Here is a 12,165-nt window from a genome sequence, read left to right on the forward strand (position 1 = left end):
GCCTCCTTTATAATTCATGGAACGCTCTTAAAGGATGCTGTCTCGCAACATAACGTCAGCACCACCTATCAAAACTCCCCCAATCACAAGATCAGTCAGTACGTGACGAATTGCAGGCGGCTCACCTACAATCGTTCCGGCCACAGCGAGCGTTGATATCAGTTTTGCAATTCCAGACCAGAGCCGAGCGCGATAATCTCCGCTTAACGGGGGCAATACATCAAAATTTAATAGAAACGTTACGCCTGACAAAAAGGAGGCAGGCGAAACGCCTCCTTCCCTTCATAGACAACGCCGACAGCTATGGCTGGGGTGAAGCAGTCACCAACGCCGGATAAAAGCGGGAGTTGAAAGAAGCCGATGCTGTAACGGCCAGAGAGCGCGCCATCAACATAACGCAGCGTCTGGTTGCCGGCACAACCGAGATCTGCCCGATAGCATAAGCGGCGGCATTGATAGAGAACCCATCCCAATCACCAGGTCGATGGACCATTCCAGGGACCAATATCAGACAGGGTGTCCGCGTCACAGCACCTGGCAGGCTATCAAAAGCCTCCCTTACAGTGTGGTCACGCGGATAATGTTCGATCCCGATAAAGAAGAAATTCAAGCACTGCTGATGAAAACAAGAGGCTGGATATCCAGCTCTTTCACTTTCAGATCCACCTAAAATATACGAAAATAAAAATACATTATTTGCGATAATAATTTTTATGAATTATATACAAAAAGAAATAATCAGATTAAATTACATTTTTATATTTGAAAATACAAAAATCACCTGTCTTGCAGGTCTCATAGTCCAAACCGATGCCTGATGAAACCGGCGGCACGTCCGGTCTCGTCCAATGTGTTGCGCGGCCATGGAGAAAAATCACTGTCAAATATACGGGCATCCCCACGCCCCAGCAGAACACGGACAAGACTGCTGTAGCCACCAAATCGGCCCGGAACATGCCCGAGGAACAGCGGCAGAACACTCGCCGCGGCCTCAATCAGCGCGGATACCCGTGTTCCATAGACAATCACAGCGTCGGCACAGGCGGTAAAACCGAGGCCCGGATTATCGTCTGGTTCACCATGCCGCCAGATCAGCTTGACGCATGAACCAAGCCCTTCAGAAAAAGCGTTCGCGAATGCGGCCGGCACTCCTTCACCGATCGTCACCAGCACAGAACCGCCGAACAGTTTGATGCTCAGTTCGATCTGCCGTGCCGCCAGCATTGCGTCGGCCACCGAATCACTCCAGCCAGCTTCCAGTCGCACAGACACTCTGGGTCGAGGCAGATGCTCCAGCCTTTCCCGCCAGAGACGTTCAGCACGCTCATAAAGCGCGGGAGACACAACGCTCAACGGTCCAAGGACAGGAAAAACGCGGCTGTTCCTCGCTTCCGGCACATGCCACCCGGAAAAAATCACCTCGTCAAAAAGACGACTGCCCAGCAGAGCCACAGATCTGCTGCTGCTGCAATGCACGACCGGCACCTTCAGTTTCCGTCCCAGAGAAAGACCCGCCAATCCGGCGGTAAACCCGGCGGTCAAAACAAGGCCGGGCTGCACGGAATCGTTTTCGACAGAGGACGCATCCGTCAGACGCCTGAAAGAACATCCGAGACGACCGGCGAGCGCATGAGCTGGCCCGCATCCTCCCGGCTGAGCCGACTCAATCACCCATACAGGTACGGCTGACGGTGTCAGGGCATCCGTCATGGCGCGTGTGAAGACCAGCCCACTGTGTCTATCAGTGGGTTTTCAGCCGGTAGCGATGGATTTTCCGCCTGTGTGCAGCTATGCCACGTCGACGCAGGCGAATGCGCGCGAAGGGAAAGGGACATGAAGCACATGATCGGACAGGAATCGGTTCTCGGCAATGACGCCTCTGCGTGGGACCGGGATGCAGCCCTTACAACCGCACGGCTTCTTCTGGAAATCAAGGCGGTCAATTTTCGCCCTGAAGACCCCTACACACTGACCTCCGGCTGGAAGTCGCCCGTCTATATTGACTGCCGCCGCATCATCTTCTTCCCACGCGCACGGGCAAAGATCGTGGAGCTCGGCGTCGAGAAAATCGGGCGTCACGTTGGCTACGAGAGCATCGACGCCGTGGTCGGCGGTGAAACCGCAGGCATTCCCTTTGCCGCATGGTTCGCCGACCGCATGATGACGCCGATGGCCTATGTCCGCAAAAAACCGAAAGGTTTCGGTCGCAACGCCCAGATCGAAGGCGATGTCCCTGAAGGCATGCGTACTCTCCTTGTTGAAGATCTGACGACTGACGGCGCTTCAAAAATCGGCTTCGCCAAGGCTCTGCGCAATGCAGGTGCGATTCTCGACCATACGTTCGTCGTGTTCTTCTATGGCGTGTTCCCCGGCGCCCATAAGACGCTTTCCGAAATGGGCATCACCCTGCACTCGCTCTGCACATGGTGGGATGTGCTCGAAGCCTGCGCCGAACGGCCGTATTTCTCGGAAGGCGCTGCTGCGGAAGTACGCCGCTTCCTTGAAGACCCATGCGGGTGGTCCGCCAAGCATGGTGGTGTCGGCAGCCTCGAAGAAGCTCTGGCACTGAAGACAGCCCGCGATTCCTGATCGCCCGCAACAGATGAGATGACCGTGCCGGTTTCCACACCAGATCAGTCTGCGACTGGAGGGAGTTTCACTCCTTCTTCGGCAAAAGGCCGCATTCTGGCGTTCGATTCCGGTATTGGCGGCCTTGGCATCGTCGCGGCGCTGCGTCGCCGCCTGCCAGAAGCCTGCATCAGCTATATCGCGGACACAGCCCTGTTTCCTTACGGGGAACAGGAAGACGCAGCGCTCTGCGCCCATATCGTGGCCCTGCTGAAAGAGGCGATCGATACATGCAGACCTGACGTTGTTGTCATTGCCTGTAATACGGCCAGCACACTGGCGCTCGGCGCGTTGCGGAAAGCCTGTCCGGAGACCCCGTTTGTCGGGTGCGTTCCGGCTATCCGCTGGGCTTCCCGCATCAGTCAAAGCCGTGTCATCGGACTGCTCGCCACACGCGCGACCGTGCGCCGCCCGTATATCGACTCTCTTCGCCAGCAGTTTGCTCCCGACTGCACTCTCATTGCCCACGGTGCGCGACATCTGGCCGATTACGCGGAAGAAGCTTTCCGAGGCAAGATGCCCGCCCCGCATCTGATCAAGCAGGAAGTGGCTGGTCTGTTCGGACAACCGGAGGGCGATCGGATTGACGCCGTGGCGCTCGGCTGCACGCATTACACATTCCTGCTTGAGGCTCTGCGTGCGGCCTCGCCGGATCACGTTATCTGGCTTGATCCGGCTGATGCTGTCGCCCGTCAGACCGTCACAATTCTGGAAGCCATGGAAGCGTCGCCTCCTCTTCACGACTCAGAAGAGCATCTCTGGTTCACCGCGCCTCCGGTGGATGTAATCGAACTGGAGGCTCATCTGCGCCCGTTCGGTTATGCTCACGCGGAACAGTGGACAACTGGCCCGGGTTTTTAACGCGGCAAAAACGGCAGACAGCTTTCTGCCGCCGCTGTTTTCTCCGGGTCAACGACCCGCCATTCCCGCTTCCGGAATGCCACCCGCCCCTGCCGCGCAAATCATCTTATACCGCGATCCTGATCCTGCGCTGCGTCCCTTCCGTTCACCGCGCATATCACACCTGTAACACAGATTATGGACAGTCTTGTGACGCCAGCCGAGCAGACCGGGACGCCGCCTCTCATGGTTTTTGCGTCATCGGCTCCGTCTGAAGAAGATGGAATGCCTTGCCGTCAAAATCGTAGAAATATTTTCCATGCCCGGTTTCGTTCAGGCTTCCTGTGACAACAAGCAGAGTGCTGTCGCGTCGCCAGGAAAGAGGTTCCGTGACATCCAAAGGCCAGTCAGAGACGGTGAAAGGCAGCATCGTCACAGCACCCGTTACGACATTGATGGCGCCTCCCATCACGCATCCAGCGCCGCATCCCCATGTCGTCAGAACGAAATGTCCGGCAAAATTGACGGGATCGTGCATCGCGCCGCGCAGCATCGTCGCAAACTGACGCTCTTCTTTCGAGCGTATCTTCAATGGTGGACGACGAACCGGTTCTCCGGTTTTAGCCAGATGATCGACAAAGGATATCGTAGACGCGTGCAAGGCATCCGGCGCAACAAAAAGAGCAAGACACACCACCCCCGGGGCGACGTTCCGGGTTTTCAATACCATTTGTGTTTCATCCAGAATTCTTTGGCGGCTTCTGCCGTTTTATAGCGGGCATAGATGTAGCGTATTCCGCCCTGACACTCTTCAATCGGGTTTCCAAACGAGCTTTCACCATTCGGGTTTCAATAATATTGCGCTTTCAGAAGCTCGAATAATCCGCGCGCTGTCGACACTCCGTTTCTTGTATCCACTACGCCTCCGGATTCCTGTGCCATGATCCAGAGAAGGTCATTGAAGTCGGATGAATTTTTTCCTTCAAGTATCATGGCCTGTCGCAAAGCCGACTGAACGGCCTGTCCCGCCAGACAGAACCGCTGCTTCACCATCAATAAGAACAACAGTGACAATGCTGGTTTTTTCCGACAGCACCCGCACGCTTAACGGCCACAGTCCACCTGCTTGCATCAGCGCCAGTCAGAAGCCTGATGATTATGCGTTACGGCAAGCGCGCTGCCTATCGCGCACGATCCACCGTGTAGATCGCAACATCTTTCAGCAACTGACGCAGCGGCTCCATATCGGCATTGGCGGTCCGACAGGCATCGGAGACCTGATCCAGAGCGACACTTGCGGCCTCGGCATAATCGCGAGCCTTGGCCATGGTCACGTCGATGGCGTTTGTCTTCGCAATCAGGCCAAGCGCACGCTCAAGGTCACCATCCTGCTGCTCTTCGTTGTTCTCGATCGTCCGCTTCCAGAAAGCCTGCTCTTCGCTGTCTCCGGCGTGATAGGCCGCCAGAACCGGCAGGGTAACCTTTCCTTCGTAGAAATCGTCGCCCACCGTCTTGCCCAGCACAGCCTGATCGGCGGCGTAATCAAGAGCGTCATCGACAAGCTGAAACGCCATGCCGAGATTCGCGCCATACTGACGGAGGGCTTCCCTCGTCTGGTCGTCAGCTTTGGCAACGACCGCACCCGTTTCGCAGGCTGCGGCGAACAGGGCCGCCGTCTTCCCGTAGATGACCTGAAGGTAGCGATCGACCGTCGTGGTCAGATCGTTCTGCGTGGTCATCTGCATGACTTCTCCTTCCGCCAGCGTCGCGGAGGCGGCGGAGAGGATGGCCATGACCGGCAGGGAGCCGTCGGCTGTCAGAATCTGGAAGGCGCGGGCGAAAAGAAAGTCACCCACAAGCACGGAGGCCTTGTTGCCGAACACGGCGTTGGCGCTGGCTAGACCGCGGCGAAGCTGGCTGTTATCCACCACATCATCATGCAGCAGCGTCGCCGTATGGATGAACTCCACACAGGCCGCCACGCCCACATGGCGCATGTCGTCACCGTGTTCCCGATATCCGGTCACGCGAGCCGCTGCGAGCACCAGAAGCGGCCGGAGCCGCTTGCCGCCCGCCGCCACCAGGTGGGCAGCCAGTTGCGGGATCAGCGGCACGTCGCTCTGCATCCGCGCCACGATTTCCCTGTTGCAGGCCATCATGTCATCAGCGAGATAATCGGCCAGAGCCTTCAGGACGTTTTCACTGTTCCGAGGTTTCACGGCATCATCCACACGCGTGCTGTCGCCGGACTTCTTTTCGGTCTGGCCTGCATTCGGGCTTGCGGTGCCCTCCGTATTCGGCAGATTGACTGCAACGTGCAAATGACTTTCTCCCGAAAAAGGGACCCTAGTAGTGCAACCATATGAGCGGCGCTCCGGAGACGGTCAAGTTGTCCGCCCCGCAACCCCCTCCCTTTCTGACCTGCCCGAGACCACGAACGGCACCCTTTTAGGGGGCCGTATTGCCTATCATCAGTTCCGGCAGGGCTACCGGACAGGTCTCGAACCCGTGCTGATGGCGGCCCTTATTCCGGCTCGTCCGGGGCATCGCGTGCTGGAAGCCGGATGCGGCGCTGGCGCTGGCCTCCTGTGCCTTTCTGCCCGCGTGGACAATCTCGCCCTCACAGGATTCGAAATCGATCCTGCCACGGCCACGCTGGCACGCCTCAATCTGATCCTCAACGCCTGTAAGGATACGGAAATTGTTACCGGGGATATCTGCAACGCTTCCCAGATTCTAAGGGACACCCCTGAGAGCCCTCCCCTCCGATTCGACCATATTTTCGCAAACCCCCCATGGCATCGTGAAGACACGACGGCTTCTCCGGAGCCACGACGGGACAAGGCACGACGCGCCAGAAAAGATACCCTGCATCGCTGGATTTCCACTTTTGCAGGTCTTCTCCGGGAAAAGGGATCCCTCACCCTTGCGATTCCCAGTACGCGGCTGGCTGAATCGCTCGCTGCCTGTGAAAAAGTACGGATCGGAAGCGCCGAAATCATTCCCCTATGGCCTCACGAGGGGGAAGAAGCCCGGATCGTGCTGATTCGCGCCCGTCGCGGCGGACAGGCTGGCTCCAGAATTTTACCGGGCTTAGTCCTGCATAAAGATGATGGCAGTTTCACCCCTGCCGCAGAGGCAATCCTGAGAAACGGGCAACCCCTGTATTCCGAGTCCTTCCGGAGTCCAAGACGGGTCTCCGGTCCTCACAAAGATCTCTGATACCCTATTCTACTCTATTCCCTCATCGGGAATGATGATGCTGTCGCGATTTTTTTGAAACACTCTGTTCACTTGACATCCCGGAGCATTGAGCGGCTGCATACAGACCGTGAAGCCATTCAAGGCTCCCGTCCCGCTCGCTTCCGGCGCCGACAGCATCCCGCCCTGAGGAGTGGCAACCCTGTCAGACCGGACCAGCCAAGAGGGAAAACTCAAAGGGGAAAACATCGATGAGCAAATCATCTGCTTCCGGCAAAGCCGAACAGGCACGCACCGCTGAGGTTCAGCATTATCTCGGCACACCCACGGATCTGCCCAGAGAGGGCGTGGAAAACATTTCCGCCGCCCTGCGCGCCCTGCTTGCTGACGTCTTCGCCCTCTATCTGAAAACGAAGAATTTCCACTGGCACATGAGCGGTCGTCACTTCCGCGATCTGCATCTGCTGCTGGATGATCAGGGCGCGGAACTGCTCGCCATGACCGATCCTCTGGCGGAACGCGCACGTCGGATCGGTGGCCTGACGCTCCATTCGATCGGAGAGATCGGCCGTCTACAACGCGTCAAGGACAATGACGCCGTGTATGTCGATGCGCCGGACATGATCGCCGAGCTGTGCGAGGACAACAAGAAACTCGTTGCCTCCATGCGTGAAGTCCACGGCCTGACAGACGAAGTGGGGGACTGCGCCACGACAAGCCTGCTGGAAAACTGGATCGACGAAAGCGAAAAGCGGACGTGGTTCCTGTTCGAAGTTACACGCACCACGTTTGGCTCGAACAGCTGATCAAAAAAGGGCCTGAAGAACTCTTCCGGGTCTTCAGGCCTGTCTGTTTTTCCTCAGAGACACAAAATCAGGTTGGACGCCCGTAAGCCTTCATCTGCAATTTTTCGAACTTCCTGGCCGCACCCGGCTGTTGTGGATCAAGCTCCATCACACGCTGCCAGGCTTTAAGAGCCGCCTGCCCGTCACCAGCGACATCTTCCGCTGCAGCCAGAAGCTGCCAGCTTACCGCGTCATTGTCGTCATGATGGAGTGCGACGCCGAGATCGCTGATCGCTCCGCTGGTGTCTCCCCCCATCAGGCGCGCCTGCGCCCGGAGCCGCCACAGGACCGCAACATCATTCTGCAACGACAGCGCGGCCCCGAAATCCTCGACAGCATCGCCGGCCTTCTCATCGCCCAACTCACGGACAGCCCGCCGCATGAGCAATCTGGTCGCTGGTCTGATCGACTGCGTGCGGAGTTCCTCAAGCTGTCCCCGGATCTGCACGGCTTCCGTGGGATTTTTCGACGCAGCAAGCTGAGCCACAAGTCCGGCTTTTTGGGTCTCGATCGAGAGTTTCTGCGGCGAGGACGTCGGCGCACCGGGGGCCGCTCCGGAGGCGACAGGCTCGGCTTGCGCAGTCGTCGCGGTCAGGAGAAAGATCAGTCCGACAAGAGGATAAGTTCTGTTCATACAACGAAAAAACCCGCCTTTTGGGTCCGTTTCCAGAGCCAGTGGGCGGGTTTTCCTGTGCATGGGATCATCAGGTTGATCGAAGGATCAGCCCTGACGTGCCTTCATGCGCGGGTTTTTCTTGTTGATGACGTAGACGCGACCGCGACGACGCACAACGCGGCAGTCCTTGTCGCGGACTTTTGCCGACTTGAGGCTGTTTCTGATCTTCATAACTCGTCTCTTCTATCCGTCTGCGGCCGGTGTCCGCATGAAAAAGTTGCTGCGACATACGCAGCCAAAGCTGAAAAGTCAATGCAAAGAGCCGATGTCGTCGATTATTTCGGCCTTAATTCCCGCCTTTCTGAGCAGAGACCGGAACAGTTACACATGACCCACCGGGATAGCCACAATCCGTGCGATCGTTAACTTTCGTCATCACGCAAAAGACGATCCATATCCATCGCTTTCATGGATTTAATCCTGCATTCCAGATTGCGACCATAATGTTGGCCGTCTGGCTCCGCGCCGCGTTGAGCTTTTCTCGCATATGCGGACATGAAACTGCTCATGGACATAACTCTCAGCCCCTGACGCACTCCTTAATCCGGGCGTGGCCTCGAAGGATTGCCTGTGAGTGATTTTTTCCGTCTTTGCGCATGCTGCTGCTTCGACACAGGATATCAGGATCAAGAACAGCACATCCTGCCGTCTATATTTTGATATTTCATAAACCCGCCACCTCACAGCTTTTTCCGGACGCGCCAGCGTGCGGCAGACATTAAAATCACCGTATTTTTCGGAAACCTACCGCTCCTCGTCCAGCAAGACCGCCTCGGCGTTGCTGGGCGCCAGTTTTTTCAGCGTACGTGCCAGAACCCTGAAATCCTCCGTCCGTGGCGATTTCAGACGCCAGCCCAATCCGATCGTCCGCCACGCCGGACCGCCTGTAACAGGGCGCGCCACCACACCAGTTCCATCGAGGATACCTGAATCCACCGCCAGTCTGGGAAGCAGCCCCACACCAAGATTTTCGCCGACCATCCGGACAAGCGTATGCAGGGATGATGCCGTGTGGGCCGACTCAGGCTCACTTCCTGCCCAGTTACGCTCCTGACGGCAGACATCGACGGTCTGATCGCGCAGACAATGTCCGTCCTCCAGCAGCACCATACGCTCGTCCGTCAGCATTTCCAGCGGTACGGCAGGCAGCTTCGCCAAGCCATGATTGCTCGGCAGCGCCAACACGAACGGGTCACGCCAGAGCGGAATCGTTTCCAGTCCCTCGCAAATGCACGGCATGGCGAGCAGCATGGCGTCCAGTCGCCCGATAGCGATTTTTTCTATCAGGCGCTCCGTCATGTCCTCCGTGATGATGAGACGGATCTGAGGAAACCATTCCCGCACAAGAGGAATCAGGCGCGGCAGGATGAAGGGTCCGATCGTCGGGATGACGCCCAGTCTGACCGGTCCCGTCATCGGCTCACGCGATGCCTGGGCGATCTGGGAAATCCCTTCAAGAAGTTCCAGCGCGACACGGGCGCGCCGCACCACTTCTTCACCCAGCAGCGTGAATACCACGCGCTTGCCCACCTCCCGATCCAGCAGACTGGCGTCGAGCTGCCGCTCAAGCGCCAGAATTCCAGCGGACAGGGTGGATTGCGTCACGGCGCAGGCGGAAGCGGCTCTTCCGAAATGGCGTAACTCCGCCAGGGCCAGCAAATAACGGAGTTGCTGGGGAGAAGGCAGGATCATCATGGCCGACGCTCCGCTCAATCGATTTCGTCAATAGTATTATGATAAATTATTCATTGGCATGATTGCCACAGCATGGCCATAGATATGTCCAGCGGCGCGCCATATCGACGCACTGCACTGTTACCGAGATATGCAAGGAGCATTCCGATGCTGACCGTTGGCGACAAGTTTCCTTCATTCGACCTGACTTCCGTTCCGGGTGGCCCGGAAGGCCTGACCGGCAAGTTTGTTCAGATTTCCGACTCAACGGACGCTGGCAAATGGAAGGTCGTGTTCTTCTGGCCGAAGGACTTCACCTTCGTCTGCCCGACCGAGATCGTGGCGTTTGGCAAGCTTGCGAAAGATTTCGCAGACCGTGATGCCGTCGTTTACGGCGTGTCCATCGACAGCGAGTTCGTTCACCTGAACTGGCGTCTGCACCACGAGGACCTCAAGAAGCTTGAGATCCCGATGCTGGCCGACATCAAGCGCGAACTGTCCGAATCCCTCGGCGTGATCGCTGCTGGCCCGGGCGTTGCCCTGCGCGCCACATTCATCGTCGATCCGCAGGGCATCATCCGCCACGTGTCGGTCAACGACCTGTCGGTCGGTCGTAACCCGCAGGAAGTCCTGCGCGTTCTCGACGGTCTCCAGAGCGACGAGCTGTGCCCGTGCAACTGGAAACAGGGTGACGACTTCCTGAAGGTCTGATCCTTCCGGAAGACCGGAACGCTGCGGGGCGCGCCCTCGCCTGCCCCGCAGCGTTCCGCCCTAACTGACTTCTGGTTTTTCAGCCAGACTACCGGGACTTTGTCCTGCCCCATGGAATAGAGTGAAGCATCATGTCGATTGAAGCCCTGAAAGAGCGCCTGCCGGATTACGCAAAAGACCTGCGCCTCAATCTCAGCAGCCTTGCTTCCGACATCACGCTGAACGAGCAGCAGCTTGCCGGCACCTTCGTCGCCACCGCCATCGCTTCCCGCAATGAGGAAGTGACCAAAGCCATCATCGCAGAATTTGGTGCGAAGCTGAGCCCGGAAGCGTTGGATGCTGCTCGCGCCGCCGCCGCCATCATGGGTATGAACAACATTTACTATCGCTTCACCCACATGATGGGCGGTGATTACACCCAGATGCCCGCGAAGCTGCGCATGAGCGTGATCGCCCGTCCCGGCGTGGATAAGGTGGACTTCGAACTCTGGTCCCTCGCCGTTTCCGCCATCAATGGCTGTGAGATGTGCGTGAAGAGTCACGAGCACGCCGTGCGTGAGGGCGGCCTGACCAGCGAGCAGATCCAGACGTCCGTTCGTATCGCCGCGACCGTGCATGGCGTTGCCGTAGCACTCGATGCGGAGCCGGCTGCCTGACAGTCACTTCGCTGAATCCTGTGCCCCACACGCGGTATCGCTGGAACCGTCTGAACCGTGCTTCCTGCCTGTGGGGTTTTTACTGATGTGTTACGCCTGAACAGCACAACCGCCCGCTCACGATACGAGATCCACATCGGCATCCGCCACAGAAAATCCGCACCGAGCAGCGCGCAGGATCTCTGCATCGGCGCGACGACAAGCTCTTCATTGCGGTAGATATCCGTCCCGATCTCCAGACTGTCGAACCGATGCCTCCATACATCCAGATACGTACCATCGCTTCCGGTGCTTCCAGGATTTTCGTCCTGCTCCATGAGGATTGTGGTCCGGTTGGAGCCGTGTCCAGCATCAGATCGATTGATTTGCCGTTCAGCCTTGCTGGCAATGTAACCCTGACAGGGCTGCTTTCCGCGAAAGGCAGACGCTCCACAGGCTCCTGCCAGTGGAGACTGGCCGCTGAGCATCCTTTCAGACGGAAAAGCGTGATCTGTCGCTTGGGCAAATCAGACAACACATCATAACCGCTGAGAAAATCGGCGCCGAACAACCTCAAGAGTGGCACCCCCAGCCCAGTGAGACGCGGCAGATCGGCTTCGACAAAGACCATCTGGGACGCGACGGCATCTCCGAGCTTCAATGTGTTCTCCGTAATGACTGGCGTCTGCACAAGGCCGCCCACAGCCTTCATGGTCACTGACCTGCTCGTGGCGTCGAGACTGAAGCGCTTCACCGCTGCCTGTGTCAGCAGAGAGTTATCCGCGCCCGTATCGACCAAGCATGACGGCGGGATTGCCGTTGGGCAGAACCCTGACTAGGGACGATCCATCATTATTCAGGACAGGGAGCGGTCCAATCCGGCTGAATTCGCACGTCTGTGGTCCCGGGGCGCAGGCAGAAAGGACCAGCAGACAGCCAGGGCTCGCAAGGGCTG

At 57.7% G+C, this 12,165-nt stretch carries 13 protein-coding genes; 6 read left to right on the forward strand and 7 right to left on the reverse strand.

Features of this window, described 5'->3' with window-relative positions:
• Nucleotides 1-795: 795 nt before the first annotated feature.
• On the reverse strand, nucleotides 796-1,710 hold the full coding sequence (locus A0U92_RS09090) for an ELM1/GtrOC1 family putative glycosyltransferase (protein WP_077812941.1): 915 nt from the start codon (nucleotides 1,708-1,710) through the stop codon (nucleotides 796-798).
• A 123-nt stretch (nucleotides 1,711-1,833) separates the two neighbouring features.
• On the opposite strand from A0U92_RS09090, the gene A0U92_RS09095 reads away from it, so the two are divergent.
• A complete protein-coding gene (locus A0U92_RS09095) occupies nucleotides 1,834-2,589 on the forward strand; it encodes an orotate phosphoribosyltransferase (RefSeq protein WP_077812942.1) in 756 nt (251 codons plus the stop codon).
• 18 nt (nucleotides 2,590-2,607) lie between these two features.
• Complete coding sequence (gene murI / locus A0U92_RS09100; protein ID WP_077812943.1) at nucleotides 2,608-3,489, forward strand: glutamate racemase; 882 nt, start codon at nucleotides 2,608-2,610, stop codon at nucleotides 3,487-3,489.
• Nucleotides 3,490-3,712: 223 nt separating this feature from the next.
• Here murI and A0U92_RS09105 read toward each other — a convergent pair whose 3' ends face one another.
• A complete protein-coding gene (locus A0U92_RS09105; RefSeq protein ID WP_077812944.1) occupies nucleotides 3,713-4,198 on the reverse strand; it encodes a hypothetical protein in 486 nt (161 codons plus the stop codon).
• 451 nt (nucleotides 4,199-4,649) lie between these two features.
• Complete coding sequence (locus A0U92_RS09115; protein WP_077812945.1) at nucleotides 4,650-5,789, reverse strand: polyprenyl synthetase family protein; 1,140 nt, start codon at nucleotides 5,787-5,789, stop codon at nucleotides 4,650-4,652.
• A gap of 193 nt (nucleotides 5,790-5,982) precedes the next feature.
• Here A0U92_RS09115 and A0U92_RS09120 point away from each other — a divergent pair, with 193 nt between their 5' ends.
• Nucleotides 5,983-6,690 carry a tRNA1(Val) (adenine(37)-N6)-methyltransferase gene (locus A0U92_RS09120; RefSeq protein ID WP_077814349.1) on the forward strand — a complete coding sequence of 236 codons (708 nt, stop codon included), beginning with the start codon at nucleotides 5,983-5,985 and terminating at the stop codon, nucleotides 6,688-6,690.
• 230 nt (nucleotides 6,691-6,920) lie between these two features.
• Nucleotides 6,921-7,475 (forward strand): Dps family protein, encoded by a 555-nt coding sequence (locus A0U92_RS09130; protein ID WP_077812947.1) that lies wholly within the window; start codon nucleotides 6,921-6,923, stop codon nucleotides 7,473-7,475.
• A gap of 67 nt (nucleotides 7,476-7,542) precedes the next feature.
• Here A0U92_RS09130 and A0U92_RS09135 read toward each other — a convergent pair whose 3' ends face one another.
• The 3 genes from A0U92_RS09135 to A0U92_RS09145 form a co-directional block, all read right to left on the reverse strand.
• Entirely contained in the window at nucleotides 7,543-8,148 is a 606-nt protein-coding gene (locus A0U92_RS09135) for a tetratricopeptide repeat protein (protein ID WP_236748067.1), read from the reverse strand.
• Nucleotides 8,149-8,235: 87 nt separating this feature from the next.
• A complete protein-coding gene (ykgO, locus tag A0U92_RS09140; protein WP_003625637.1) occupies nucleotides 8,236-8,361 on the reverse strand; it encodes a type B 50S ribosomal protein L36 in 126 nt (41 codons plus the stop codon).
• 573 nt (nucleotides 8,362-8,934) lie between these two features.
• A complete protein-coding gene (locus A0U92_RS09145; RefSeq protein WP_077812949.1) occupies nucleotides 8,935-9,885 on the reverse strand; it encodes a hydrogen peroxide-inducible genes activator in 951 nt (316 codons plus the stop codon).
• Nucleotides 9,886-10,032: 147 nt separating this feature from the next.
• Between A0U92_RS09145 and A0U92_RS09150 the strand changes: the two genes are divergently transcribed.
• Together A0U92_RS09150 and ahpD are read left to right on the forward strand one after the other, a co-directional pair.
• Complete coding sequence (locus A0U92_RS09150; RefSeq protein ID WP_077812950.1) at nucleotides 10,033-10,575, forward strand: peroxiredoxin; 543 nt, start codon at nucleotides 10,033-10,035, stop codon at nucleotides 10,573-10,575.
• A 131-nt stretch (nucleotides 10,576-10,706) separates the two neighbouring features.
• Nucleotides 10,707-11,231: an alkylhydroperoxidase, AhpD family gene (gene ahpD / locus A0U92_RS09155; protein ID WP_077812951.1), complete on the forward strand. Its 525-nt coding sequence runs from the start codon at nucleotides 10,707-10,709 to the stop codon at nucleotides 11,229-11,231.
• A gap of 79 nt (nucleotides 11,232-11,310) precedes the next feature.
• On the opposite strand, the gene A0U92_RS09160 is transcribed toward ahpD, so the two are convergent.
• Complete coding sequence (locus A0U92_RS09160) at nucleotides 11,311-12,009, reverse strand: retropepsin-like aspartic protease (RefSeq protein ID WP_187668738.1); 699 nt, start codon at nucleotides 12,007-12,009, stop codon at nucleotides 11,311-11,313.
• Nucleotides 12,010-12,165: the final 156 nt, after the last annotated feature.

This window comes from Acetobacter aceti (assembly GCF_002005445.1).
In the GTDB taxonomy this organism is placed as follows: Bacteria; Pseudomonadota; Alphaproteobacteria; order Acetobacterales; family Acetobacteraceae; genus Acetobacter; species Acetobacter aceti_B.

Excerpts from the sequence above, each read along its gene's own strand:
- ykgO (WP_003625637.1), bottom strand. The coding sequence starts at position 8,361 with ATGAAGATCAGAAACAGCCTCAAGTCGGCAAAAGTCCGCGACAAGGAC.
- A0U92_RS09105 (WP_077812944.1), bottom strand. The coding sequence starts at position 4,198 with ATGGTATTGAAAACCCGGAACGTCGCCCCGGGGGTGGTGTGTCTTGCT.
- murI (WP_077812943.1), top strand. The coding sequence starts at position 2,608 with ATGACCGTGCCGGTTTCCACACCAGATCAGTCTGCGACTGGAGGGAGT.
- ahpD (WP_077812951.1), top strand. The coding sequence starts at position 10,707 with ATGTCGATTGAAGCCCTGAAAGAGCGCCTGCCGGATTACGCAAAAGAC.
- A0U92_RS09145 (WP_077812949.1), bottom strand. The coding sequence starts at position 9,885 with ATGATGATCCTGCCTTCTCCCCAGCAACTCCGTTATTTGCTGGCCCTG.
- A0U92_RS09150 (WP_077812950.1), top strand. The coding sequence starts at position 10,033 with ATGCTGACCGTTGGCGACAAGTTTCCTTCATTCGACCTGACTTCCGTT.
- A0U92_RS09130 (WP_077812947.1), top strand. The coding sequence starts at position 6,921 with ATGAGCAAATCATCTGCTTCCGGCAAAGCCGAACAGGCACGCACCGCT.
- A0U92_RS09095 (WP_077812942.1), top strand. The coding sequence starts at position 1,834 with ATGAAGCACATGATCGGACAGGAATCGGTTCTCGGCAATGACGCCTCT.
- A0U92_RS09090 (WP_077812941.1), bottom strand. The coding sequence starts at position 1,710 with ATGACGGATGCCCTGACACCGTCAGCCGTACCTGTATGGGTGATTGAG.
- A0U92_RS09135 (WP_236748067.1), bottom strand. The coding sequence starts at position 8,148 with ATGAACAGAACTTATCCTCTTGTCGGACTGATCTTTCTCCTGACCGCG.
- A0U92_RS09120 (WP_077814349.1), top strand. The coding sequence starts at position 5,983 with ATGGCGGCCCTTATTCCGGCTCGTCCGGGGCATCGCGTGCTGGAAGCC.